This window comes from Mycobacterium seoulense (genome assembly GCF_010731595.1).
Lineage (GTDB): Bacteria > Actinomycetota > Actinomycetes > Mycobacteriales > Mycobacteriaceae > Mycobacterium > Mycobacterium seoulense.
Genome location: NZ_AP022582.1, coordinates 249,135 through 273,587, shown reverse-complemented (window position 1 = coordinate 273,587; position 24,453 = coordinate 249,135). Strand labels below are relative to the sequence as shown.

22 protein-coding genes are annotated in these 24,453 nt (G+C 66.5%); 14 read left to right on the top strand and 8 right to left on the bottom strand.

Features of this window, described 5'->3' with window-relative positions:
- Positions 1 to 33 precede the first annotated feature (33 nt).
- Complete coding sequence (locus G6N37_RS01335; protein ID WP_232075234.1) at positions 34 to 1,332, bottom strand: sensor histidine kinase; 1,299 nt, start codon at positions 1,330 to 1,332, stop codon at positions 34 to 36.
- Positions 1,333 to 1,368: 36 nt separating this feature from the next.
- On the opposite strand from G6N37_RS01335, the gene G6N37_RS01330 reads away from it, so the two are divergent.
- Positions 1,369 to 2,043, top strand: a complete 675-nt coding sequence (locus G6N37_RS01330; RefSeq protein WP_174813775.1) for a response regulator transcription factor — start codon at positions 1,369 to 1,371, stop codon at positions 2,041 to 2,043.
- Here the strand turns inward: G6N37_RS01330 and G6N37_RS01325 are convergent.
- Positions 2,036 to 2,230 (bottom strand): ferredoxin, encoded by a 195-nt coding sequence (locus G6N37_RS01325; protein ID WP_083172667.1) that lies wholly within the window; start codon positions 2,228 to 2,230, stop codon positions 2,036 to 2,038. The two genes, G6N37_RS01330 and G6N37_RS01325, sit on opposite strands and share 8 nt — an antisense overlap.
- 174 nt (positions 2,231 to 2,404) lie before the next feature.
- Here G6N37_RS01325 and adhE point away from each other — a divergent pair, with 174 nt between their 5' ends.
- The 5 genes from adhE to G6N37_RS01300 all read left to right on the top strand — a co-directional run bounded on the left by adhE (position 2,405) and on the right by G6N37_RS01300 (position 9,820).
- Positions 2,405 to 5,059, top strand: coding sequence for a bifunctional acetaldehyde-CoA/alcohol dehydrogenase (gene adhE, locus G6N37_RS01320; RefSeq protein WP_163674880.1), 2,655 nt, complete (start codon positions 2,405 to 2,407; stop codon positions 5,057 to 5,059).
- A 329-nt stretch (positions 5,060 to 5,388) separates the two neighbouring features.
- Positions 5,389 to 6,585, top strand: coding sequence for an acetyl-CoA C-acetyltransferase (locus G6N37_RS01315; RefSeq protein ID WP_232075232.1), 1,197 nt, complete (start codon positions 5,389 to 5,391; stop codon positions 6,583 to 6,585).
- Positions 6,586 to 6,587: 2 nt separating this feature from the next.
- Positions 6,588 to 7,364 carry an enoyl-CoA hydratase/isomerase family protein gene (locus tag G6N37_RS01310; protein WP_163684422.1) on the top strand — a complete coding sequence of 259 codons (777 nt, stop codon included), beginning with the start codon at positions 6,588 to 6,590 and terminating at the stop codon, positions 7,362 to 7,364.
- Complete coding sequence (locus G6N37_RS01305) at positions 7,361 to 8,512, top strand: CaiB/BaiF CoA transferase family protein (RefSeq protein ID WP_163674876.1); 1,152 nt, start codon at positions 7,361 to 7,363, stop codon at positions 8,510 to 8,512. The genes G6N37_RS01310 and G6N37_RS01305 overlap by 4 nt, the downstream gene beginning before the upstream one ends.
- Positions 8,513 to 8,524: 12 nt before the next feature.
- Positions 8,525 to 9,820: an acyl-CoA dehydrogenase family protein gene (locus G6N37_RS01300; protein WP_163674874.1), complete on the top strand. Its 1,296-nt coding sequence runs from the start codon at positions 8,525 to 8,527 to the stop codon at positions 9,818 to 9,820.
- Here the strand turns inward: G6N37_RS01300 and G6N37_RS01295 are convergent.
- Entirely contained in the window at positions 9,817 to 10,473 is a 657-nt protein-coding gene (locus tag G6N37_RS01295) for an MspA family porin (protein WP_163684418.1), read from the bottom strand. The two genes, G6N37_RS01300 and G6N37_RS01295, sit on opposite strands and share 4 nt — an antisense overlap.
- 214 nt (positions 10,474 to 10,687) lie before the next feature.
- Here G6N37_RS01295 and G6N37_RS01290 point away from each other — a divergent pair, with 214 nt between their 5' ends.
- Positions 10,688 to 10,945 carry a hypothetical protein gene (locus tag G6N37_RS01290; RefSeq protein ID WP_163674872.1) on the top strand — a complete coding sequence of 86 codons (258 nt, stop codon included), beginning with the start codon at positions 10,688 to 10,690 and terminating at the stop codon, positions 10,943 to 10,945.
- Here G6N37_RS01290 and G6N37_RS01285 read toward each other — a convergent pair whose 3' ends face one another.
- Genes G6N37_RS01285 through G6N37_RS01270 form a run of 4 tightly spaced genes read right to left on the bottom strand, consistent with a single transcriptional unit; the run spans position 10,946 to position 14,123 of the window.
- A complete protein-coding gene (locus G6N37_RS01285) occupies positions 10,946 to 11,917 on the bottom strand; it encodes a phosphotransferase family protein (RefSeq protein WP_163674869.1) in 972 nt (323 codons plus the stop codon).
- Complete coding sequence (locus G6N37_RS01280; RefSeq protein WP_163674866.1) at positions 11,918 to 12,718, bottom strand: SDR family NAD(P)-dependent oxidoreductase; 801 nt, start codon at positions 12,716 to 12,718, stop codon at positions 11,918 to 11,920.
- A gap of 56 nt (positions 12,719 to 12,774) precedes the next feature.
- Positions 12,775 to 13,203, bottom strand: coding sequence for a DoxX family protein (locus tag G6N37_RS01275; protein ID WP_163674863.1), 429 nt, complete (start codon positions 13,201 to 13,203; stop codon positions 12,775 to 12,777).
- Entirely contained in the window at positions 13,200 to 14,123 is a 924-nt protein-coding gene (locus G6N37_RS01270) for an alpha/beta hydrolase (RefSeq protein WP_163674861.1), read from the bottom strand. Before G6N37_RS01270 ends, G6N37_RS01275 begins: the two co-directional genes overlap by 4 nt.
- Before the next feature lie 66 nt (positions 14,124 to 14,189).
- Between G6N37_RS01270 and G6N37_RS01265 the strand changes: the two genes are divergently transcribed.
- The 7 genes from G6N37_RS01265 (at position 14,190) to G6N37_RS01235 (ending at position 23,709) form a co-directional block, all read left to right on the top strand.
- Positions 14,190 to 14,513, top strand: a complete 324-nt coding sequence (locus G6N37_RS01265) for a DMT family transporter (protein WP_163674858.1) — start codon at positions 14,190 to 14,192, stop codon at positions 14,511 to 14,513.
- Between the two features lie 334 nt (positions 14,514 to 14,847).
- Positions 14,848 to 17,283 carry a glycogen/starch/alpha-glucan phosphorylase gene (locus tag G6N37_RS01260; protein WP_163684416.1) on the top strand — a complete coding sequence of 812 codons (2,436 nt, stop codon included), beginning with the start codon at positions 14,848 to 14,850 and terminating at the stop codon, positions 17,281 to 17,283.
- 43 nt (positions 17,284 to 17,326) lie between these two features.
- A complete protein-coding gene (locus G6N37_RS01255) occupies positions 17,327 to 17,932 on the top strand; it encodes a hypothetical protein (protein WP_163674856.1) in 606 nt (201 codons plus the stop codon).
- A gap of 247 nt (positions 17,933 to 18,179) precedes the next feature.
- Positions 18,180 to 19,670, top strand: coding sequence for a hypothetical protein (locus G6N37_RS01250; RefSeq protein ID WP_163674853.1), 1,491 nt, complete (start codon positions 18,180 to 18,182; stop codon positions 19,668 to 19,670).
- 151 nt (positions 19,671 to 19,821) lie between these two features.
- Positions 19,822 to 20,256, top strand: coding sequence for a hypothetical protein (locus tag G6N37_RS01245; RefSeq protein ID WP_163674850.1), 435 nt, complete (start codon positions 19,822 to 19,824; stop codon positions 20,254 to 20,256).
- Positions 20,257 to 20,473: 217 nt separating this feature from the next.
- Positions 20,474 to 20,872 carry an MmpS family transport accessory protein gene (locus tag G6N37_RS01240; protein WP_163684414.1) on the top strand — a complete coding sequence of 133 codons (399 nt, stop codon included), beginning with the start codon at positions 20,474 to 20,476 and terminating at the stop codon, positions 20,870 to 20,872.
- Positions 20,869 to 23,709, top strand: coding sequence for an MMPL/RND family transporter (locus tag G6N37_RS01235; RefSeq protein WP_163674847.1), 2,841 nt, complete (start codon positions 20,869 to 20,871; stop codon positions 23,707 to 23,709). Before G6N37_RS01240 ends, G6N37_RS01235 begins: the two co-directional genes overlap by 4 nt.
- Here G6N37_RS01235 and G6N37_RS01230 read toward each other — a convergent pair.
- The gene (locus tag G6N37_RS01230) at positions 23,706 to 24,446 is read right to left on the bottom strand and encodes an SDR family NAD(P)-dependent oxidoreductase (protein ID WP_163674844.1); all 741 of its coding nucleotides are present in this window, start codon (positions 24,444 to 24,446) and stop codon (positions 23,706 to 23,708) included. The two genes, G6N37_RS01235 and G6N37_RS01230, sit on opposite strands and share 4 nt — an antisense overlap.
- Between the last annotated feature and the right edge of the window lie 7 nt (positions 24,447 to 24,453).

Sequence of the window (24,453 nt, the reverse complement as noted above, 5' to 3'; positions counted from 1 at the left end):
TGGCCTGCGCGGGCCAGCGCATGGAACCGGCGATCAGGCGATGGGTGCGCGGAAGCTGGCGACCAGGCCGCCGCCGTCGCGCGCGGCGAAGTCGACCCGGCCACCCATCGCCTCGGCGATCTGCTGCACGATCCACAGGCCGAGGCCGGCGGTGCCACGTTGGCCGCCGACACTGACGTACTTGGCGGTCAGCTCCCCGAGGTTTTCGGCCGGGATACCCGGCCCGCGGTCGGCCACGGTGAACACCAACTCGTCGCGTTCGCGCGAACAGGTGACGTCGACCGGCTCACGCCGGCCGTGCCGGGAGGCGTTCTCCAGCAGGTTGGTCAGCAGCCGGCGCAGCCCTTGGGCGTTCACGGCCACGGCCCCGACGTCGGCCCCGACGCTCAGCCGCAACCGCGGCGCCGCCAGGCCGACGGCATCGGCGGCGGCGACGATGAGGTCGGCCACGTCGACGCGGCGCACCCGGCCCGCCGAGAATGTCGGACGGCGGCTCAGCGCGACGTCGGAGAGGGCGTCGAGCATGTCGGTCAGATGGTGCACGTGGCGGGCCACCAGCTGCAGACTCGTGTCCCGGTCGGCCGGCGACATCGGCTGGTCGGCAGTCAGCGCCTCGGTCAGCGCCTCCAAAGACGTGACGGGAGTGCGGAACTCGTGCACCAGCACCTGAAGTCCATCCTGCTGCGACTGGTAGGACCGCAGCAGGCGGGCCCGAAGGTCACGTTCCTCATCGGCGGCGGCGTGTTCGGCCTCGGCCTCTACCAGCGCGCGCACCCGGGAGCGATGTTCACGCTCGGCGAGCGCGGACAGCCCCGCGGTGATGATCGCGACGAAGATCAGGTACACCGCCGACCAGCCGGCCTGTAGCGCCGGGGCCGCGGTGACCGGAAGCCTCGGCGACGACGTCAGCGCCACGGGGATGTACGCGGCGCCCAAAAGGACCGCGACCAGCAAGGTTTCCCTGAACGACAGCCGCGCCGCCGAGGCGATGACCGCCAGCGCCAACACCGCGACCACCGGGCTGTAGACGCCTCCGCTCAACGCGATGATCGCCAGCGTGAACGCCGAGTCGAAGCCGGTCACCAGCCATGCGTACCGAGTGCGACGGACCTCCATCTGTGGATAGGCCATCACTATGGCCGCGTAGACGAGCGCGGCGCCCAACACCGCCACGGTGGCCACCGTGTGCTGACGGACCCATTGCGGGCCGATTGCCACCAGCACGCCGATCGAGATGACCACGGCGACCCGTACCGCCACGACGGTGCGGGCCAGCCCGTAGTCCTCGCCGCCGAAGTCCACGGTGGTTTCGAACTCATCGAGCGGTCTCACCCAGCTGACCATAGAGTTGGGGCTAGCATCGCGGCAATGACCCGCTCGCCGTACGTCGTGGTGATCGTGGACGACCATGAGCTGTTCGCCCAGGGCCTTGCCCTGTTGCTCAGCCGTGAGTGGGGCGAACTGTTCACCGTCGGCGGCCAGACCACATATGTGGAGGAGGCCGCCGACCTGGTGGCCCGCTGCGACGCCGATGTCGCCATCATCGACCTGTCGATGCCGCCGCTGGGCGGGGTCGCCGCCATCCGCCACATCAAGGCGCGCCACGCGAAGACCCGGATCCTGGCCCTGTCGGGGACCGAGGACCTGGCGCTGGCCGAAGAGGCCTTGCGGGCCGGCGCGGACGGTTTCCTGCCCAAGACCGCGCGGCCCGAGGCGCTGGCCGGGCCGCTATGGACGATCGCGGAGGGCCTGCGCGTCGTCGACGGCACGCTGCTCGATGCGTTGCTGAGCAACACGCGAAAGCCGCCGTCGGAGCTGCTGGACAACCTCAGCGCCCAGGACCTCCAACTATGGACCCTGCTCGCGACCGGCATGGAGACCGGCGACATCGCCCAGCGGATGCTGGTGTCGGAGCGAACGGCCAAACGCATGGTGGCCGCGCTGCTGCACAAGCTTCGGGTCACCAACCGCACTGCCGCCGCCGCGTTGGCCGGGCGTTACCGGCTGCTCGACGACGTTGCCGAAACCGGCCGGATCAGTTGAGGATCCGGATCGCCTGCGCGGGGCACATGGCGGCCGCCCGAAGCAGGCGTTCGCGGTCGGCTTCCGGCGGGTCCGGCTCGAGCACCACGACTTGTTCGGCGCCGTCGGGAATGTCGAAGACGTCGGGAGCGGCCAGCAGGCACTGCCCGTGCCCCTCACACAGGTCATAGTCGACGGTGATGTGCATGAGCGCCAGTATCGGCCGCGTCTGGGCACCGCGGAGGGTCCGCACGCGCCAGATGTGGCCTGCCCGGGCCAGCTCGTCGAGGGCCTTTCAGCTCTACTTCGCATCGAGGCGTACGGCGTAGCATCTGCTCATTCTGGAGACCCCAGTGTCCCTTCCTGAGCCGAGAACGCGATCATGACCACAACGCAAACCGAGTCCGCCTCCACCGAAGCACCCTCGCTCGCCGAGCAGCGCAGACGCGAAGTCGATGCGATCGTCGACAGGGCGGCCGTGGCGGCCCGAGCCTTCCGCAACCTTGACCAGCAGCAGGTCGATGCGATCGTCGAGGCGATGGTGCGCGCCGGGGTACGCGCCGCCGGGGAACTGGCGGCCGTCGCCATTGAGGAGACGGGTTTCGGCGTGTTCGAGGACAAGGTGGTCAAGAACTATGTGGCCACCGAGTTTCTGCACGACTATCTGCGTGGCAAGAAATCGGTGGGGGTCATCGACGAGGACGTCGAGCACAACATCGCCTACCTGGCCGAGCCGATCGGGGTCGTGCTGGCCATTACCCCGGTGACCAACCCGACGTCGACAGTGCTGTTCAAGGCGATCGTCGCCGCCAAGACCCGCAACGCGATTCTTTTCCGACCGTCACCGTATGCCGTGCGCTGCTGCGAACGCAGCCTGGAGATCATCCGCGCGGCGGCCGAAGCGGCCGGAATGCCACCGGGGGCGCTGCAGGTCATCCCCGACGCCGCGCACGAGGTGACGCACTATCTGTTCAAACACCCGGGAGTCGATTTCATCTGGGTGACCGGTGGACCGAAGATCGTCGCGCTGGCGAATTCGGCCGGAAAGCCCGGCCTGTCCGTCGGTCCCGGCAACGCACCGATCTACCTTCACAAGACCGCAGACCTCAAGGGCGCCGTCGTCGACATCCTGATCTCGAAAACCTTTGATTCGTCGGTCATTTGCCCCGCCGAGCAGACCTGCGTCATCGACGACGAAGTGTATGACGAGGTGATCGCCGAGTTCGAGCGGATGGGCGCCCGGTTGCTCACCCCGGATGAGGCAAACGCTCTGGCAGAGTTCGCGTTTGGCTGCGGCGACAAGATCTCGCACGAGGCGGTCGGGCAGAAGGCGTCGGAGCTGGCCGCCCGAGCGGGCTTCAGCGTGTCACCGACGGTGAAGGTCCTGCTGGCCCCGCTGCCGGCCGGCCTGGACGAACTCGCCTCGCACCCGCTGGTGCAGGAGAAGCTGATGCCGGTGCTCGGGGTGGTGCGGGCGCGCAGTGTCCGGCACGCCATCGACGTCGCCGTCCTGGTCACCGAGCACGGAGGATTGGGCCACACCTCGGCGATCTACGCCAACGACGAGGACGTCATCGAGGCATACAGTCTGGCGGTCCGCACCGGCCGCATCCTGGTGAACGCACCCACCGCGGTCGGGGCTCTCGGCGGGGTCTACAACGACCTGACCCCCACCTTCTCGCTGGGTTGCGGCACGTGGGGTGGGTCGAGCACCACAGAAAACGTCAACTACCGGCAGCTGCTGAACATCAAGACCGTCTCGCGGCGCCGCACGCCGCCGCAGTGGTTCCGCGTCCCGGCCAACACCTACTTCAACGAGGGTGCACTCGACAACCTGCGTGAGCTCGACTGCGAAATCGTCATGGTGATCACCGATGCCCTGACCGAAGAGCGCGGCGTGGTCGACCTGCTGCGGGGCAAGTTGCGCACCAAGCACGTGCAGGTGTTCAGCGAGGTGACGCCGGAGCCCGACGAGACGACCATCCGCCGCGGCGTCGAGCTGCTACAGCGGGTGCAGCCCGATCTGTTGATAGCCATCGGCGGCGGCTCGGTGCTCGACGCCGGCAAGGCGATCAGGCTGTTCTACGAACACCCGGAGAAAAGCATCGACGAATTGACGATGCCGTTTCTCGACCCGCGCAAGCGCGTGGCGGACTATCCGACCGACCGTCACCGAGTCCAATTAGTCGCCGTCCCAACGACATCGGGCACCGGTTCGGAAGTCTCGCCGGCGGCGGTGCTGACGGTACGCGGCAAGAAGGAGACGCTCGTCGACTACAGCCTGGTACCAGATCTCGCGATCGTCGACCCGGTCCTGACCTCCTCGATGCCGCAAAAGCTGACCGCTGACACGGGCATCGACGCGCTGACCCATGCCCTGGAGGCGGCGGTCTCGATCTTCGCCTCGCCCTATACGGATGCGTTGTGCGCCCAGGCGGCACGACTGATCTTCGACGCGCTGCCGAGATCGTACGAACATCCCGACGACCTATCCGCGCGAACGAGCATGTCCAATGCGGCAACCCTGGCGGGGCTCGCCTTCTCGAATGCGTTCGTCGGGACCAACCACGCGCTCGCCCATGCCGTCGGCGCCAAATTCGGGATCTCACATGGCCGGGCGAACGGGATATTCCTGCCGCATGTGCTGCGCTACAACGCCAGCCTGCCGAGCAAGTTCATGCCCGCGCCGGGATATTCCGCCTACGTGGCGCCGGACAAATACGCGCAGCTCGGCCAGCTGATCTTCGGTGGTCACGAGCCCGACGAGTGCCGAGCCCGGCTGTTCGGTGGGGTTGACGATCTGCTGAACCGACTGAACATGCCGCGATCGCTGCGGGAGTACGGCGTCGACGAAAAGGAGTTCCTGGCGGCGCTGCCCGCGTTGGCGATGACGGCGTTCGAGGACCTCAGCAACCGCACGAATCCGAGGATGCCATTGGTCAGCGAGATCACCGCTTTGCTTCGGGTGGGCTTCTACGGCGATGCCGTTCTGGGGCAGTCACTGCCGCCCGAACGATCGGAGCCGGCTCAAAGCTGAAGCTCGCCCTCGGTTCACATTGGCCACACCAGTCATGCCGCCGGAGGACTGCGCTTTTGCCCGCCTCCAAGCGACAACGTGACTGCGCGATGCCGGCTATCCGGCATTGTCGCTCGAAGGCGGGCAAACGGTCGATTCCTTCCGCCCCGAGGCTCGTGTGGCGGACGTGACCAAAGGCGCCATTTCTTGCACTTCGCGAGAATAGCTTCGCCAATTAGGAGAAGGATGTTCTCCGAAGCCGAGAGACGAATTACGATCACTCATGATCTGCGAGGTCCCTGCCCCCCGACAGATGGGAGTCCGTCATCGACGCCTGGATCCTCGATGCGGTGCGCACGCCACGCGGCCGAGGCCGCCCCGACGGCGGACTGCACGCCGTCCATCCGCAGGCCTTGCTCGCCCGTTGCCTCACCGCGCTGGCCGAGCGGACCGGCTTCGACCCGGCCGACGTCGATGACGTGATCGCGGGCAACGGCATCCTCAGCGGTGACCACGGCGACGACATCGCGCGCCTGTCGGTTCTCGTCGCGGGCTGGCCCGAGACCGTGCCGGGAATGACGCTGAACCGATTCTGCGGATCCGGCCAACAAGCCGTCACGGTCGCGGCGTCATCGATCGCCGCCGGCAACGCGGATCTGGTGATCGCCGGTGGAGTCGAGTCGATGTCCCGGTGGGACGCCACCGCGGGAATCCCGACGATCGACGGCGACAATCCCGACTTCCGGGCGCGTTACCCCACAGTCCCCCAAGGTATTTCGGCCGACCTGATCGCCACGTTGGAGGGGTTCAGCCGGGAAACGGTCGACGCCTACGCCGCGCAAAGCCAGAGCCGCGCCGCGGCGGCGATCGAGGAGGGAAGGTTCGTGCGTTCGCTGGTCGACGTCCCGACACCCAACGGTCCGTTCGGACGCGACGAACATCCGCGCCCCGGCACCACCGCCGAGGCGTTGGCACGCCTCAAGCCTGCCTTCGCCGCGATGGGCGGCACCCGCGCCGACGGTGAGCAACGCACGTTCGACGAGATCTGCCTCGAGCGCTACCCCGGCATCGACCACATCGATCATGTGCACCACGCGGGCAATTCGTCCGGGGTGGTCGACGGCGCCGCCGCGGTGCTGGTCGCATCCTCCAACTGGATGCATGCCGAAGGCGTCACCCCGCGCGCACAGGTTCGCGCCACCGCGGCGATCGGCAGCGAACCGATCATCATGCTCACCGCGCCCGGACCGGCGGCGCAGCGGTGTCTGGAACGAGCCGGGATGACGGTGGCAGACATCGACCTCTGGGAAATCAACGAAGCCTTCGCCGCGGTTCCGCTCAAGACGATGCGCGATCTCGACATCGACCCCGAGGTGGTCAACGTCAACGGCGGTGCCATTGCCCTCGGCCACCCCATCGGAGCCACCGGGGCGATGCTCATCGGCACTCTCCTGGACGAGCTCAAACGCCGTGATCTGACAACGGGTCTGGTGACGATGTGTACCGGCGGCGGAATGGGTACGGCGACCATTATCGAGCGAGTGTGACCATGCCGAGCGCGCTGGAGCTCGAGCGGCCGTGCGATGGTGTCGCCGTGCTGTGCCTGAACCGCCCGAAGCAGCTCAACGCCATCAACGAGGTGATGCAAACCGAATTGGGCCAGACGCTGGCCGATTTGGCTAACGACAGCTCAGTGCGTGCCGTGGTGCTGACCGGTGCCGGGCGCGGCTTTTGCGCGGGTATCGACGTGCGGGACTTCGGCCCTTCGATGCTGGAGGCCACCGCACCCGCGCTGGACCGGATGCGCTTCCAGGAGAGGATGGCCGCCCTGGCGGAAGCCGTCCGGGCATTGCCGCAACCCGTCGTCGCCGCGGTCAACGGCCCCTGTGTCGGAGCCGGACTCGCGCTGTGCCTGGCGGCCGACATCCGAATCTGTTCGCAGACAGCATCGTTCGGCAATGCCGCCATCCTGCTCGGCCTCTCCGGCGCCGAGATGGGCATGAGCTACCACCTGCCGCGCATCGTCGGCACCAGCGTGGCCGCCGACTGGATGCTCACCGGTCGCACCGTTTCGGCCACCGAAGCCGATCGGCGCGGTCTGGTCAGTGAGGTGGTTGAGCCGGAGCGGTTGGCCGAAAGGGCCGTCGAGTTGGCGGCGCTGATAGCGAGCCATTCCCCGCTTGGCGCACGACTGACCAAGCGTGCCCTGCAGGTCAACACCGACGCCGCGAGCCTGTCGGCAGCTCTGGAGCTGGAGAACCGCAACCAGGTGATCTCACACGCCACGGACGAGGCGGCCGAGCGCCGCAAGAAGTGGTCGTCATGACGGGACCGCTGCGTGGCGTGCGCATCGTCATGATGGGCGGCCTGGGTCCCGCGCCGTTCTGCGGAATGCTGTTGGGCGACTTGGGCGCCGACGTCATCCGCGTCGATGGTCTCCCGGGTGTGGGCGGTCCGCTCCCCATCGACTACACGGTGCGTCGTAGCCAGCGGTCGCTTGCCGCCGACGTGAAGGATCCCCGCGGCAGGGACCTGGTTCACCGCCTGGTCGCCGACGCGGATGCCTTCGTCGACGTGTACCGGCCCGGGGTGGCCGAACGCCTGGGCATCGGCCCGGACGAGTTGTGCGAGCGCAATCCCCGCCTGGTGTACGCCCGCATGACCGGGTATGGACAGGACGGGCCTTTGGCCGCCCACGCCGGGCACGACATCAACTACATCGCCCTGGCGGGCGCCCTGCACGGTATCGGCACCGCCGAATCCCCGGTGCCGCCGCTGAATCTGGTCGGGGACTACGGCGGCGGCGGCATGCTGTTGGCCGTCGGCCTGCTGAGCGCAATCCTCGAGGCCCGCGAATCCGGAACCGGTCAGGTGCTCGATGTCGCGATGGTCGACGGCGTCGCCACGCTGTTGGCGCCGTATTTCGGGATGGTGCCCGCCGGCACCTGGCGCGACCGGCGCCACGACAATCTGCTCGACGGTGCCGCCCACTTCTACGGCGTCTACCCCACGGCCGACGGCGGCCATTTCGCCGTCGGCGCGATGGAGCCGAAGTTCTACGCGGAGCTGTGCGATCGCCTCGGCGTCGACGTGCCCCACGATGACGAAGCGCCGGAAACGTGGGCCGCGCACCGCGCCACGCTGGCCGCCCGCTTCGCCGAGAAATCGCGCGAGCAGTGGGAGCGGCTGCTCGACACCCCGGGATGCTGTGCGACGCCGGTCCTTTCGCTGACCGAGGCACCACGGCACCCGCACCTAGCCGCGCGGGAGACGTTCATCGACGTCGACGGAGTCACCCAACCCGCGCCGGCACCCCGGTTCTCCCGAACCCGGCCGCCAGTTCCCACATCGCCCTCGCTTCCGGGCGACCACACGCGCACACTGCTGCGCGAACTGGGGTTGGACGCCGATGCCATCACCGCGCTCGAGTGCGCGGGCGTGGTAGCCCAAAGCGGCTCACAGTCAGCAACCTAGAGAGGACGGCGCATGTCGTGGGACTTCTCCACCGACCCCGAGTGGGCGCGACAACTCGAATGGGTCGAGGACTTCGTGCGCGAAGAGTGCGAACCGATCGACCTGATCGTCAAGGAGTCGCACGACCTCAACGATCCGGTGCGCCAGGCGCTGATCCCGCCGCTGCAGGAGGTCGTCAGGGAGCGCGGCCTGTGGGCCACCCACCTCGGTCCGCACCTGGGCGGCCCGGGCTTCGGTCAGGTGAAATTGGCTCTGCTCAACGAGATCCTGGGGCGCTCGGAGTGCGCGCCGATCGTCTTCGGCTCCCAGGCTCCCGATTCGGGCAACAGCGAAATCCTGGCCCACTACGGCACCCCGGAGCTCAAGGCCCGCTACCTCGAGCCGCTGCTCGACAACCGGATCGTGTCCTGCTTTTCGATGACCGAGCCGCAGGGCGGCGCCGACCCGAAGGTGTTCCGTACCACCGCCGTCCCCGACGGCGACCACTGGATCATCAACGGGGAGAAGTGGTTCTCGTCGTTCGCCTCGATGGCGTCGTTCATCATCGTGATGGCCATGACCGACCCCGACGCGCCGCCCTATCAGCGGTATTCGATGTTCGTCGTTCCGGGCGACACTGCAGGCATCAACGTGCTCCGCGACGTCGGCCTCGGTTACCAGCCACTGGGCGGCGGGCGTGAGGGCTATGTCCGCTACGAGAATGTGCGCGTGCCGGCCGATCACATGCTGGGTCCGCGGGGTGGGGCCTTCGTCGTCGCGCAAACCCGATTGGGCGGCGGGCGGATTCACCACGCGATGCGCACCGTCGGCCTGGTCCGCCGGATCTTCGACATGCTCTGCGAGCGGGCCGTGTCGCGGTACACGCAGGGCGAGGTGCTGTCCAACAAGCAACTCGTACAGGAGGTGATCGCCGACTCGTGGATGCAGATCGAGGCCTTCCGGCTGCTGACCCTGCAAACCGCTTGGAAGATAGACCAATTCAACGACTACAAGGCGGTGCGGGCGGACATTTCGGCGGTGAAGGCGATGATGCAGAAGGTGCTACACGATGTCTCGTCGCGGGCGCTGCAACTGCACGGATCACTGGGCACCACCCACGAGATGCCGTTCGTGCAGTACCTGGTGGAGTCGTTCGTGCTGGGCCTGGCCGACGGTCCGACCGAGGTGCACAAGGTGACGCTGGCCCGCTTGCTGTTGAAAGACCGCGAGCCCGCGCCCGACCTGTTCCCCTCCGAGCACTTGATCCGGTTGCGCGCGGCCGCCGAAGCGAAGTTCGCCGACAAGCTGGCCGGCATACCCCGCGGCTAGACCGATTTGGTGACCCCGACATACGACAGCACGACGTCGGAGAGGTCGGTCATTCGAGTGAGCACCGCATAGGAGCGGATGAACGACTGGCCGACGCACCCGTCGATCTTGATGTGGAAGTTGCTGATCATCACCCACGGATTGGCGCCCTTGAATTGTTTCTTGATCACCGGCACCGTGATGACGAGGCCGGGCTTCATTCCGATGCTCATCACGCCGTTCATCGGGGTCGAAACGAACGGCAGCAGCGGCGGCAGTGTACCGGTGGTGTCGAAGGTGGGGCTGACGCCCGGAATGATGCCGGCACCACCCTCCATGATCACGCCGTTGGATGTGCTCATATCGATCCCGCAGCCGATCTGGTAACCCACCTCCAGGATTCCGTGGGGCTCTTCCGGTCCTTTCAGCGAGCCGACGAAGATGCCGCTGGCCATGTACTCGCGCGAGGCGATGGAGGTGGTCAGCGGTGCCACCGGGAGTTGCGCCTCGTCCTTCGCACCCAGCCCCAGGGTCCAGCCGTCGGGGGTGTTGAGGATGACGGGGGGATTCGAGGGCACCGCCCCCCCGGCCGGTGCCAAAGCTGCAGCGGCAGGCTCGATCTCGGGACCGTCATCGGGGTCGGCGGTCGCCGCCGGCGCCGCGACCACGGACATGACGAGGCAAACGGCGACCACCAGCGCGCGACGAACGACCACGGCTACCGGCCTCACGCACGCCAACGTACGCACCCGCCGTCGCGAGTCGCGAAATTTGCTGGGCGGCCGACCAAAGTTGTTGTGTGTTTGTGACTCTTATGCGATGTAGACGCCGAAGGTAGGATTACCCTGTTAGCCGGCGGTTCAGGCAGGCGACGGAAGGGTTGCGACGATGAAACGCAGATTTGCTGCTCTACTCATCGTGGGATTGACGGCCCTTGCGGCTTTGACGGGCAGCACCGGATTTGCGGCCGGAACAGCGCTCGCGTCTCCGGACCCGGGCCAGGTGGACGACATCCCGACGATCGACGAATGGCAGATCCAGTACCCGACGACAATGACGAACCCTTACGAAGATTCAGTCGGCTCGTCAGGCGACTGGGGTGGTGTCGGAATGTGGTGCCAAAATCTCCACGCCAACTGCGCCTGATCACTTGCGCCGCCGGTCGAGGTGCGACCGCGCCCGAGCCAGCAACCGCGGAAGCGTCGCCGCCATGGCCTCCAATTCCGTCCGTGGCGAGCGCCTTCGCCGGTTGTGCTTGACGATCAGCGCCCACGTCGCCGCCGACTTGAAGCACGCCAGCGCCCTGAACCAGGACAGATCGGTGACCTCGCGACCCAGCTCTTCTTGATAGATGTCGGCGAGCTCGGCCACGGGCGGCACCATGCCCCCCGCCCCCGGAACGCGCCGGTAGGTGTCCGGGTCGCAGTTGATCAAAAACCAACCCGCGTCGATGCGCGGATCGCCCACCGACCAGATTTCCCAATCGATGACCGCGTTGACGCGGGAGCCGACGGCCATCAGGTTGCCCAGCCGGAAATCACCATGCACCACGCTCGGCCGCACAGGCGTTGGGGCGCAACTCAACAACGCGTCGCGCACGTCCGGCCAGTCGGGCACCAGCGCCGCGTCGACGGTTCGCAGCGTTTCACACCACCGCCGGACTTCGGCGACCGCATCGACAATCGGTTCACCGCCCAGGCCAAGCCCGCTCGGCGACAGATTGTGCAGCGCGGCCATGACCCGGCATGCGTTGCGGTACCGCTCGGGAAGAGCGGGGGAACCGGCACAGCGGTCGAAAAGCGGTTCCACGCACTCGCCGTCGACGTGTGACATCACGAACAAGGGCGGCGTACGCGGCGGCGCGCCCGGGTCCTCCCACAACACCTCGGGCACCGGAACCCGCGTCCCGGCAAGCGCTTTCAAGATGCGGGCCTGACGCAGCACGTCGCGATGCGCGACCGGTTCGACGCCGGGCGGGGCAACCTTGATCACCACGGGCCGGCCGTCCAGGGCGCCTTCGAACGTGAGGCTGGAGGCGCCCCCGGACAGTGGGGCGACGCCGATAACGCCGGCGACCGCCAGGCGCCGCCGCAGCTCGTCGGGATCCAGCTCGGCCATTCAGCCGGCGGGCTTGGTCCAGCCGACCTCGGCGAGGAAGGGCCGGGTGTGCGCGATGCGCCCGGTGAGGGTCTTCGGGTCACCGGTGCACAACCGGAAGGCCGTCTCGGTGATCAGTTCGATGTCTTCGGTGCCGGTCTTGGCCAGGTCGAGGGTGCCTGCTCCCGGCGTGGCCACCGGATTGCTGGGCGCGGCGGCGTTGACGGCGATCCCGTCGTCGTACAGCTCTGCCGCAAGGCTTTTCGTCAGCCGGTTGAGTGCGGCCTTGACCGTGCCGTAGAAGCCGAAGCCCGCGGTGCGGTCGAACTCGGAGAACGGCGGTCCCGGTGGCAGGTCACCGCCCAACGAGGTCAGGTTCAGGATCCAGCCCCGCCCGCGCTCCCGCATCGCCGGAATCGCCAACTGGCTCAACTGCAGTGGGCCGAGGACATGCATCTCCATCATCAGGCGGGCCCGCCGTTCGGGAAAACCGTCCAGGGGACGCAGAAAGGTCACCGCCGCGTTGTTGACCAAGATGTCGGGGGCGCCTACGGCGCTGACCACCTCGGCGAAAAGCCTTTCCCGTTCCTCGGATTGCGACAGATCGGCTTGGACCGCGACGGCCTTCCCGCCGGCGGCCACGATCTCCCCCAGGGTCTCGCTCAGCGAGCCCTGGTATTTGGGGTCGGGGTCCATCGTGCGGGCGGTCAGCGCGACCGTGGCGCCGCGCGCGGCGAGCCGTGCGGCGATCGCCTTGCCCAGCCCACGGCTGCTGCCGGTGACGAGGGCCACCATCCCATCGCACCGTTGGTCCGCGCTCATCCTTGACCTCCTACGGAAATGGCTTCTCCGTATCAGAGAATGCCATTATCCCCGGTCTACCGGAAGGGCCGTCCGCGCAGCGCGTCGATCGAGTAGCGTCCACCGCCGGTGAAGACCAGCAGGAAGAACGCGAAGCAGAACAGGATCGCCAACGCCCCACCGTTGCCCGCCGGCGGATCGGCGACCGGCCAGAGCCCTTGGGGTTGGTGGATCCAGAAGTAGGCGACCGCCATCTGCCCCGAGGCCACGAACGCGACGGCGCGGGTGAACAGGCCCGTGGCGATGAGCAGACCCGCAACGACCTCGATGAACCCGGCGTACCAGCCGGGCCAGGATCCGAACTCGATGCGAACCGGCGACCGGACGGGCCAATCGAACAGGCTCCTCGAGCCGTATGCGGCGAAGAGCAAACCGTAGACGAGCCGGAACACACTGAGCACCGCCGGCACGTGGCGATCCAGTCGCCGATCCAAGTCCCTTGTCACGATCGGAAGGTTACGGTCGCGGCCCAGTCGAGCAGGCGTCGCCATAGCCGGTGGCGGCTCGACGCCATGTTGTGGCAATGCGCGCTGTCGGCCACTACGAGGGTGGTGATGTCCGGGCAGCTGCGATACAGGGCCGCCTCGCCACGCGGGTCAGGTGAGACATCGAGGGCGCCGTAGCCGATCAACACGGGGACGTCGATCAGTGCGGCGTGTTCGGCGACGACACCGGGGATCATGGCGGTGCCGAACACCCGCGGCACCATCGACGTCGCGACGACACGGTCCGCCGCCACGACGCCTGCCGGAACGTCGCTGAGGTGGAACCAGCTCTGCAGATGCTCGCGCGGTCCCTCGAAGTAGGGCTGCTGAAGGGCGGAAAGTATCTCCCGGGCGAGCTCGGCGCGCCCCTGTGCGGTTGCCGCGCGGGCGATGAATGCCGGATCCAGGTTCAGCGGCGCCACGTGTTGATTGGTGCACCCGAGCAGGGCCAGCGCGGTGAAGCTGGAGAACAGCGCCTGCTGCGTGATGGCCAGGTAGCCACCGAGGGAATGGGCCATGGCCACCGGGGGTGCCTGGATTCCGGTGGCGCCGGGCAACGCGGAAACCGCATGCGCGAGCGTGGCGGCGATGTCGCTGAAGTCGAAATGGCGTGCCGGCTGCGAGCTTTCACCGGTACCGAGCGGATCTATGGTCACCACGGCGTAGCCGTTCCCGGTGGCGAATTCGGCGAAGCTATACCCGTGATGGCCGGGGATGCGTAGATCCCAGTAGTCACGGCTGTAGGTGCCGCCCGGCAGACAGACCAACAGACCCAGCGCCTGCGCGTCGGTGCGCGCGGGATAGTAGGTCGCCGCCAGCGACGCTTGCTCCCCGATCACGTCGCCCACGTCGAACCGCAGCGGTTGGGCGGGAAAGGTCATACGGCGCGATCCTTCCACGACAGTCCTGTACACACATACATGTACGTCCGCACGCGAGGAGGCGTCTTGACCTACCTGTTTCTCTTCTGCGCCATCTTCGCGGAGGTGATCGCGACCAGCCTGCTCAAGAGCACTGAAGGCTTCACCCGACTGTGGCCGACGGTCATCTGCCTCACGGGTTACGCCATCTCCTTTGCGCTCCTGGCGGTGTCGATCTCGCGCGGCATGCAAACAGACGTCGCCTACGCATTGTGGTCGGCAATCGGCACCGCGCTCATCGTGCTCATCGCGGTGCTGTTTCTCGGCTCGACGGTCTCGGTCGCCAAGGTCGTCGGGGTCGCGTTGATCATCGCCGGCGTGGTGACGCTGAACCTGTCCGGCGCGCACTGACGTTAGGCGCCGGCCGTTAGCGGTGTACTCAGCAGACTGAGGAGCGCGGCGGTCCCGCCACCGTCAGCCCCTGCGCCGGAGTGGTGGCTACTGCGCTCAACGCCGTTTCGTCGCCGGCCCGTGAGCTGGTGTTTACGTAACAGCCTTCGACTGCGCGCCTGGTGTGCAAACATCGCTGCCAGACTGACGGTCTGCCGCCCCGGGCGGACAGGTTGATTGCGGCAACCTCGAGGGAGTAGTACCCACCATGACCGATGTCGAGCAGACGCCTCCCGACGGACTCTCTCCCTCGACCCCCGCGCGGGCCGACCTGGTTGAGCACTCCCGCACCGGGATGAGCGCGGCCGCGCTGCAGCGGGCAATCAACGACCACCTGCGCTATTCGATCGGCCGCCCGGCGGCGGCCCGGCGTCCCGAGCACTACTACCGGGCGCTGGCACTGGCCGTGCGCGACCGCATGCAGGACCGGCGCGTGGTCTCGACGCAGACCTCGCTCGATCTCGGCCGCAAGGTGACCTGCTACCTGTCGGCGGAATTCCTGATGGGCCCGCAGCTGGGCAACAACCTGCTCAACCTCGGCATGGAACGGGCGGCCCGCGAAGCACTTTCGGCGATGGGCCAGAACCTGGACACCGTCCTGGCCTGCGAGGAGGAGCCGGGCCTTGGCAACGGCGGTCTCGGGCGGCTCGCCGCGTGCTACCTGGACTCGCTGGCCACCCTGGAGCGGCCCGCGATCGGCTACGGCATCCGCTACGAGTTCGGCATTTTCGATCAGGAGATTCACGACGGCTGGCAGGTCGAGCAGACCGACAACTGGCTGGACCACGGGAACCCTTGGGAGATAGCCAAACCCGACGTCAACTACTTGGTCAAATGGGGCGGTTACGCCGCCCACTACACGGACGACGCCGGAAAAGACCACGTCCGGTGGGTGCCGGGACGGGTGCTCAAGGGGGTCGCCTACGACACGCCGATTCAGGGTTACGGCGTCAACACCTGCAACGTGCTGACGTTGTGGAGCGCGCGGGCGGTCAAGTCGTTCGCGTTGGAAGCCTTCAACACCGGCGATTACTACGGGGCGGTCGAGGACGAGGTGATGTCGGAGACGGTCACCAAGGTGCTCTATCCCAACGACGAGCCGGAGGCGGGCAAACAGCTGCGTCTGCTGCAGCAGTACTTCTTCGTGTCGTGCTCGCTGCAGCATGTGCTGCACATCTTGGATGATCTTGCCGACGTCTCGGTGCAGGAACTCCCCCAGCGTTTTGCGTTGCAGCTCAACGACACCCATCCGTCGATCGGCGTTGCCGAGCTCATGCGGCTGCTCGTCGACGAACGCGAACTCACCTGGGACGAGGCGTGGGAGATCACGGTCGCGACGTTCGGCTACACCAACCACACCCTGCTTCCGGAGGCGCTGGAGACCTGGCCGCTGGAGATGTTCGCCGAGGCGCTGCCGCGCCACCTGGAGATCATCTACGAGATCAACCGCCGGTTCCTCGACGAGGTGCGCGCCCGGTTCCCGGGTGACGAGGAGCGGGTCAGCCGGATGTCGCTCATCGGCGAGAACGGCGGCAAGAGCGTCCGGATGGCGCACCTGGCCACCGTCGGCAGCCACGCCATCAACGGTGTCGCCGCGCTGCACTCGGAGCTACTGAAAAGCAGTGTGCTCAAGGACTTCTACGAGATGTGGCCCGAGCGGTTCAGCAACAAGACCAATGGCGTCACGCCGCGCCGCTTCCTGGCGCTGGCCAATCCGGGGTTGCGGGAATTGCTGGACCGCACCGTCGGCGACGGCTGGCTGACCGATCTGGGTCGCCTGCGCGGACTGGAGCCATTCGTCGACGACGCCGCCTTCAGGCGGGAATGGCGCGACATCAAACGCACCAACAAGGCGCGTCTGGCCAAGTACATCGGCTCGGTGGCCGGCGTCGACCTCAACCCGGACTGGATGTTCGACGTCCAGGTCAAGCGCATCCACGAGTACAAGCGGCAGCATCTGAACGTGCTGCACGTCGTTGCGCTGTATCACCGCCTCAAGCGGGACCCGGGCCTGTCGATTCCGCAGCGGGCCTTCATCTTCGGGGGCAAGGCCGCGCCCGGGTACTTCATGGCCAAGCGGATCATCAAGCTGATCAACGCCGTCGGGGAGACCGTCAACGCCGACCCGGACGTCAACCGGTTCCTCAAGGTGGCGTTCGTGCCGAACTTCAACGTGCAGAACGCCCACATGATCTATCCGGCCGCCGACCTGTCCGAGCAGATCTCCACCGCGGGCAAGGAAGCGTCGGGCACCGGCAACATGAAGTTCATGATCAACGGCGCTTTGACCGTCGGCACGCTCGACGGTGCGAACGTGGAGATGCGCGACGAGGTGGGACCGGAGAACTTCTTCCTGTTCGGCCTGACGGAGCAGGAGGTCGAGGCGGTCAAGGCGGGCGGATACCGGCCGGCCGATTACATCGACGGCAACGACGAGCTGCGCGCGGTGCTCGATCTCATTGCCGGCGGCACGTTCTCGCGCGGCGATACCGAGGTCTTCCGGCCGCTCGTGGACAACCTGCGCCATGACGACCCCTTCCTGGTGTGCGCCGACTACGCGTCCTACGTGAACTGCCAGGAGCGGGTGAGCGCCGCGTGGCAGGACAGGGAGTCGTGGGCGAAGATGTCGATCCTGAACACCGCTCGCAGCGGCAAATTCTCATCGGATCGGGCGATCGCCGAATACTGCGAAGACATCTGGAACGTGTGGCCGCTGGCCGTCAAGATGTGAGAAACCCGCTGATAATCGCCGTGCGCGGGCCTAGGATCTCGGCATGTCAATTCTCGGCGATGCAACGGTCGTCCTCGCGCGCCTGACGAGGTCGACGTCCAACGCGCTACGGGTCGAGCTCTCCACCCCCGACGGCACCGAATTGGCGCGCGCCCAGCAAAAGGGCGGTGCCGCAGTGCTATTCGGCTTCAAGAACGGGGGCAAGAGCGAGTACACGCTGTCGGCGGCCAGCGGTGATGAACTCAAGATCGCGGTGGCGGGAACGACAACCATCACCAAGCAGAACACGCCCGTGGGAAAGATCGTCCCCGCCGACGGGGCGGCGCGCCTGGAGGACGGTGGCGGCACCGTGCTGGCGGTGGTGCGACCCCACAGCGGACACAAGGCCGACAACGCTTGGCACCATCGCTTGTTGTCGCCGTCGGGTGAGGCGCTCGGCGTCCTCACCCTGATGACCGTTCACACCGGTTGGAGCGACATCGAATCCGAAGCCATTCAGCTGCTGTTCAACCGCAACGTGGCCACCCTGAAGGCGCCATCGGCGGGCGCGATGCTCACCCTCACCGCGCCGGTTCACCCACAATTGGGCGACGTCCTGGCCGCGGCGTGCGTCGACTTCTCGGTGCTGCCCCGCGGCTACATCGAATAAAGCCAGGCCTGGCGGTAGCCGGGCAGCTCCGGCACGCCGCCGGCGGTCAACCATCCGCCGCCACCGTGCCCTGCAGCAGATCGGCCCGAAACGGGCGCCGCCGCGGGCTCACGCCGCCCTCATGCACCGCTTGACCTGTCGGGCGCCGTACATCGCCACAGGCTACGACGGGTGGACCGGGGGTCGACAGTGGACGTTTTCGCGGTCCACGGCAAGGATCGACGTAGTGACCCCTGGCAGGAGGAAAGTGACCCTACGATTCCGTCGGCTTGCGCTGGCCCCGTTAACCGTGGTGCTGGCAATGCTGCTCGCGCCGTCCGCTTCGGCCGACACCTACACAGATCAGCTGGTGGACAAGTTCAACGCGCAGACGCACGTGCTGGCCGACCCGGCGGCGAATCCACCGCTGCCGGATCCGGACAGGCTCAACGACCAGATCCTGAGCAGCCGTTGGACGTGGAGTTCCACGCCGCCCATCTGGGTGGCGGCGGTCGCCCGCGGTCAGACCGGCGTGACCACGCCGGATGCCATTCACAACGTCATCCTCGGTCGCAATCCCGCATTCAGCGGGATCATTCTGGTCATCGACGCCAGGGGCTATCACGTGCGCGCCTACAACGTGCCCAAGGAGATCGCGGACAGCGTCGATCCGTTCATGAGCCAGTCGGCCAAAGCCCACCGAAACGACCCGCAAGGCGCGACCAGTGAATTCGTCACCAGACTGACCAAGGTGGACGTGACCTCTGGGGGGCCGGCTTCCACCACCTCCCCCGTCGTGCACAAGAACCCCGACCGCTGGGCATGGCTGTGGACCTTGCTGGTCTTTATCGCCGTCGCGTTGAGCGTGGTCAGCTTGATCTGGTTCGCTGTCGGCCGAAATCGTAAGCGCCGCAAGGACGCAGAGGCGCGCGAGCAGATCAAGCAGCAGTTGATCACCGCCGAATCGGAGATCGGTGACCTCGACAACGCGGTGCTCACCAACACTGAGACGGACGTCAGCGCGGAGTCGACGAAGGCCAACGCCAGCCTGTACGACGCCAGAAAGGCCTACGAGACAGGCGACTACGGCGCCGCGCGGGCGCACCTCAGGGTGGTGGAGTCGACGGTGGCCAAGGCCAACCAGAAGCTCTATCCCGGTCGCCCCGCACCCAACGTCGCCGCCGTCGACTCGGTGCCCGAGGACGACCGCAAGCAGGCCTCGGTGCGGACGAAGAATCCCGACACCGGTGAGTACGTCACGATCAACAACAACAACTACAGCACCACCCCACAGCCCGGTTATCCGCACTACTACGGGGGTGGCTATTACAACGGGATGTTCTTCTACCCGGGCTACTACCCATTCGCGTTCTGGGGTCCGGGCTGGGGCTGGGCGCTCACCGACGTCCTGCTGATGGATGCGCTGCTGGACGACCATTGGGGCGGCGGCGGGTTCGAGCGCGGCTTTGAGGCCGGCCGGGACTCGGCGTATGCGGATGCCGGCTCTGACAGCTCCGACAGCGGCCAGAGCGCCGGCTACGACAGCCAGCAAGCCGATGTCGGATTCGGCGGCGGTTATGACTCCGGCGGCGACACCAGCTTCGCAGGCGACAGCGGCTCGTACTCCGGCGGTGGCGACGTCGACTTCGGTGGCGGCTGGGACTCCGGCGGTTGGGATTCCGGCGGCGGATCCGACTTCGGCGGGTCGGATTTCGGCGGCGGCGGGTCGGACTCCGGCGGCGGCGACTTCGGGTTCTGAATGCCCGGAAGTAAGGTTTTCCGGGTGAGCCCCGGCAGGAACCCCGGCATCCTGCTCGCCATGGCGGCAATCGGGGCGATCGCGTGTACGGGTTGCGAACATCCGCGATGAGGTGAATAACCGGAAGCGGTGACGCAGAGGGAGGGCGATTGTGACAGAGGGATTGTTCGGACTGCTGACCGTTGTCGCCTTGGGGCTGGCGTTGACGCTTGCCGCCGTTGCCGCCGTATACGTCAGACGGCTGGAGCGGCGGACGACCAGCCCGATAAGCGAGGAAATCGGCAGCGCCAAGGAGGTCGTGCGCAAGCTGCGGAAACGCGAACCGATGTCCCCGGACGAACTGGATTACGCCCGGCAAGTCGTCGCCGACCGCGGCTCCTTCATGGCGCTGTGCATCCCCGGCGCCTTGTTCATGCTGGGCTGCTTCTACGTGTTCGGCAGTCTTTACCACTTGCATGGAGCAACGCCCTCCGAGCGCACGTTCCTCGGGGTGATACCCATGTTGACATCGACGAACCTCGCCCTACGGCTGCGTAGTAGCGCGCGGCTGAAGAGGCGTCTGGACAGCGCGCCCATCGCGTCATGAAAGGGCCGCGACCGAGGTTCGGCACACCCGGATCGCGCCGGCGGCCCGGCTGCAGTAATCTCTTTACCGACATATGTCAACCTTGTTGATATACGACGGGCTGCGGGCCGTCCTGAGGTGGAGCGGAGATGAGGCGGGAACGGTTTAGGACTGGGGCGCGAAAGGTGATGGAGTGAGCCGTCGTTCAGTCGGCAGAACTGCCTTGGAGCGAGGCTGGATGCCGCTGGTCGCCGTCGTTGCGGTCGGCGTGGGCCTGTTGTGCATGTACAAGGTGCACCAGTTCTCCGAGCCGGAGCCGGTCATCACCGTCAATGGTCCGCAGGCGCCCGAGCAGTTCAATCTGAAACGCATCACCTATGAGGTGTTCGGCTCCGCCGGCAAGGGCGGGAAGCTCGTCTATATCGACATCGACGGTCATCCGCATCAGGTCGATTTCACGGCCCTGCCGTGGTCCCACACGGAGACCACGACGCTCTCGGTGGCGTCCGGCAGCATTTCGGTTCACGTTCGTAGCGGTCAGGTGGGTTGCCGGATGCTGGTGGACGGCGTGGTTCGCGACGAGCAGTCGGACGACCATCCGGACGCCGACGTCGAGTGCCGGGTGAAGTCGGCATGACCGAGCATCGCCTAGACGAACCGCGGGCCAAACGCCCGTTCATCCCCCGGATGGTGCGGGCTTTCGCGATCCCGATCATCTTCTTCTGGGGGCTTCTCGCGGTCGCCACGAACACGTTTATGCCCCAGGTCGAGCGGGTCGCTGAGGAGCTCGCCGGACCGATGGTGCCGCACTACGCGCCCTCACAGCGGGCTCTGCTGCACATCGGCGAGAAGTTCCACGAATCGAACTCGACGAACTTGACCATGGTGGTGTTCGAGGCGAACCGTCCGTTGGGAGATGCCGACCACCGGTATTACGACGATCTGATGCGCCGCCTCGAGCACGATACGCAGCACGTGCAGTACGTGATGGACCTGTGGGGCAAGCCGTTCACCGCGGCCGGAGCCCAGAGCGTGGACGGTAAGTGCACTTATGTGCTGTTGCGTCTCGCCGGCGACATCGGCCAGATCCAAGCCAACCAGTCGGTGGACGCCGTCCGCGACATCATCAAGAAGGACCCCCCACCGCCCGGGCTCAAGGTCTATGTCAGCGGCGCGGCTCCGCTGGCCTCGGACACGCTGGCGATTGCGAACGCGAGCCTGAACAACGTCACGATCGTCACGATCATCCTCATCGTCGTGATGCTGCTGCTGGTCTACCGCGCCCCTTCCACGCTTTTGGTGCCCCTGCTCGGCGTGCTCATCGAGATGCTCGTCGCGAAGGGGGTTGTCTCGACGCTCGGGCACCTCGGGTATATCGAACTCTCGTCGTTCGCGGTGAACATCGTGATCGCGTTAACTCTGGGCGCGGGAACGGATTACGGCATTTTCCTGATGGGCCGCTATCACGAGGCCCGACAGGCCGGCGAAAGCCGGGAGGACAGCTTCTACATCGCGTACAAGGGTGTCGCACCCATCATCATCGGCTCCGGGCTGACCATTGCCGGCGCGTGTTACTGCTTGACGTTCGCGCGCCTGAATTATTTCCACACCATGGGGCCGGCTGTAGCGATCACCATGTTGTTCACCATCGCCGCGGCGATGACACTGGGCCCGGCGGCGTTGACCGTCGGCAGCCTGTTCGGGATGTTCGACCCGAGGACCAACGCCAAGGGCTACCTGTATCGGCGCATCGGGGCGAGCGTGGTGCGGTGGCCGGTCCCGATCCTGGTGGCCAGTTCCGCCGTGGTCATGCTCGGGGCGATCTTCGTTCCCACCTACCGGCAGAACTACGACGACCGGCAGTACCAGCCGGCCGGTGCGCCCGCCAACCTGGGTTTCCAGGCGGCCGACCGGCACTTTCCCAAGAGCAAGCTCTTCTCCGAGATGCTCATGGTCGAAACCGATCACGACATGCGTAACTCGGCCGACTTCATCTCGCTGGACCGGGTCGCCAAGGCCCTGATTCGCCTGCACGGTGTGGCGATGGTGCAGGGCATGACCAGGCCATTGGGCCGCGCGCTCGAGCATGCCAGCATTCCCTACCTGTTCACCACGCAGGGCAGCGGCAACGGTCAACAACTCCCGTTCAGCAAGGAGCAGAACTCCAACACCGACGCGCAGGCCGACATCCAGGCGCACTCGGTCGAGGTCCTGCGCAAAGAGATCGGCTTTTTTCAGAAGGTGTCCGATGAGCTGCACCAGACGGTTCTCACCGTCGAGGACCTGCAGCGGGTCGCCGACGACATCAGAGACGAGGTCTCGAACGTCGACGATTTCTTCCGTCCGATCAAGAGCTACTTCTATTGGGAGAGGCACTGTTTCGACATCCCCATCTGCTGGACGTTTCGTTCGCTGTTCGAGACGATCGATCAAATCGACAAGTTGGCCGACGACATCGCGGACGCGAAGGTGTCTCTCGAGGAGGTGGACAAGGCCTTCCCGCAGATCATCGCCCAACTCAAGGCCACCGCCGACGACACCGAGGCGCTGCAGTCGAAGTTGGTCAACAGTTACGGATCCGCCGACCTGCAGACCACCCAGACCGCGCAGACGTTCGACGATCTGATCAACGTCGGGAACGACTTCGACAAGTCCCGCAGCGATGACTTCTTCTACATCCCGCACGAAGGTTTCGACAACGACGACGTCAAGACGGGCATGAAGCTGATGATGTCGCCGGACGGCAAGGCGGCCCGCTTCATCGTCACCCACGAGGGCGACGCCATGGGACCCGAAGGCGTGGAACACGTCGAGCAGTTCCCCGACGCGATCAAGACGATCCTGAAAGAGACCTCGCTGGCCGGCGCACGGATCTACATCGGCGGTTCGGGGTCCAACGACAAGGACATCAAGGAATACGCGATGTCCGACCTGATGATCGCGGCGATCGCGGCCTTCGTGCTGATCTTCTTGATCATGATGTTCATCACGCGAAGTCTGGTGGCGGCCTTGGTGATTCCCGGGACGGTGGCGTTCTCCTACGCCGGTGCGTTCGGGCTGTCCATCCTCGTTTGGCAGCACCTCGTCGGCCTGCACCTGCACTGGCTGGTCCTGCCGCTGACGTTCATCATCCTGGTGGCGGTGGGTTCGGACTACAACCTGTTGCTGATCAACCGCGTCAAAGAGGAGCTGCACGGCGGTATCCACACCGGTCTCATCCGGGCGCTGGGCAGCACCGGCGGTGTGGTGACGTCGGCCGGTCTGGTCTTCGCCTTCACCATGCTGGCCATGCTCACCAGCGATCTGCGGACCATCGGTCAGGTGGGTTCGACGGTGTGCATCGGCCTGCTGCTCGACACGTTGATCGTGCGTTCGTTCGTGGTGCCGTGCATCCTGCGGATCCTCGGACCGTGGTTCTGGTGGCCGACTCTGGTGCGCGCCCGTCCGCTGCGGCAGGCGGCCGCCCCGAGCTAGCCGGCGCCCTTGCCGTTGTCGACGCGATAGACGGCGCCGTGCACGGCGGCCGCGGCATCGCTGGCGAGGAAGGCGATCACGTTCGCCACGTCAAGGGGCTGCATCATGCCGCGCGGCGAGGCCGTGCGCATGATCAGGTCGTAGTTGGGGTTGTCCGGCGCGCTGAAGTGTTCGAGCTGCGGGGTGAGCATGCCGCCCGGGCATACCGCGTTGACGCGCAAGCGATCCGCGGTGTATTCCACCGCCAGAGCCCGGGTCAGCCCGACCAGGCCGTGCTTGGCGGCGCAGTAGCCGGCCGAGTATGCCTGGCCCTCGACGCCGGCGATGGAGCCGACGTTGACGATGTTGCCGCCGCGCTCCAGCAGGTGCGGCAGCGCTGCCCGGCACAGGAAGAACGGCCCGTTCAGGTTGACCGCGAGGTCGTGCGCCCAGTCCTCGTCGGTCATCGACTCCGTCCGGCGCATCTGGTGTTGTCCGGCGACGTTGACCAAGACGTCCAGCCCGCCGAACTCGCGCACGCACTGCTCGACCGCCTCGCGGCAGGCCTGCGCAGAGGCAACGTCCACCGATGCGTAGGAACCGTTTGGCACGTCGGCGAACACCTCGGCCAGGCGGGCCGTATCCCGGGCGAGGCCGAAAACCGTTGCGCCCTGGCGGGAGAACAATCGAGCCGTCTCAGCGCCGAGACCCGACGACGCCCCGGTCACCAACGCGACCTTGCCCTGCAGTGCTGACACAACCGTC

Bases quoted from the DNA above. Each gene is read 5' to 3' on its own strand.
- G6N37_RS01330 (WP_174813775.1), top strand. From the start codon at position 1,369: ATGACCCGCTCGCCGTACGTCGTGGTGATCGTGGACGACCATGAGCTG.
- G6N37_RS01325 (WP_083172667.1), bottom strand. From the start codon at position 2,230: ATGCACATCACCGTCGACTATGACCTGTGTGAGGGGCACGGGCAGTGC.
- adhE (WP_163674880.1), top strand. From the start codon at position 2,405: ATGACCACAACGCAAACCGAGTCCGCCTCCACCGAAGCACCCTCGCTC.
- G6N37_RS01310 (WP_163684422.1), top strand. From the start codon at position 6,588: ATGCCGAGCGCGCTGGAGCTCGAGCGGCCGTGCGATGGTGTCGCCGTG.
- G6N37_RS01305 (WP_163674876.1), top strand. From the start codon at position 7,361: ATGACGGGACCGCTGCGTGGCGTGCGCATCGTCATGATGGGCGGCCTG.
- G6N37_RS01300 (WP_163674874.1), top strand. From the start codon at position 8,525: ATGTCGTGGGACTTCTCCACCGACCCCGAGTGGGCGCGACAACTCGAA.
- G6N37_RS01295 (WP_163684418.1), bottom strand. From the start codon at position 10,473: ATGTCCGTGGTCGCGGCGCCGGCGGCGACCGCCGACCCCGATGACGGT.
- G6N37_RS01290 (WP_163674872.1), top strand. From the start codon at position 10,688: ATGAAACGCAGATTTGCTGCTCTACTCATCGTGGGATTGACGGCCCTT.
- G6N37_RS01285 (WP_163674869.1), bottom strand. From the start codon at position 11,917: ATGGCCGAGCTGGATCCCGACGAGCTGCGGCGGCGCCTGGCGGTCGCC.
- G6N37_RS01280 (WP_163674866.1), bottom strand. From the start codon at position 12,718: ATGAGCGCGGACCAACGGTGCGATGGGATGGTGGCCCTCGTCACCGGC.
- G6N37_RS01270 (WP_163674861.1), bottom strand. From the start codon at position 14,123: ATGACCTTTCCCGCCCAACCGCTGCGGTTCGACGTGGGCGACGTGATC.
- G6N37_RS01260 (WP_163684416.1), top strand. From the start codon at position 14,848: ATGAGCGCGGCCGCGCTGCAGCGGGCAATCAACGACCACCTGCGCTAT.
- G6N37_RS01255 (WP_163674856.1), top strand. From the start codon at position 17,327: ATGTCAATTCTCGGCGATGCAACGGTCGTCCTCGCGCGCCTGACGAGG.
- G6N37_RS01240 (WP_163684414.1), top strand. From the start codon at position 20,474: ATGCCGCTGGTCGCCGTCGTTGCGGTCGGCGTGGGCCTGTTGTGCATG.
- G6N37_RS01235 (WP_163674847.1), top strand. From the start codon at position 20,869: ATGACCGAGCATCGCCTAGACGAACCGCGGGCCAAACGCCCGTTCATC.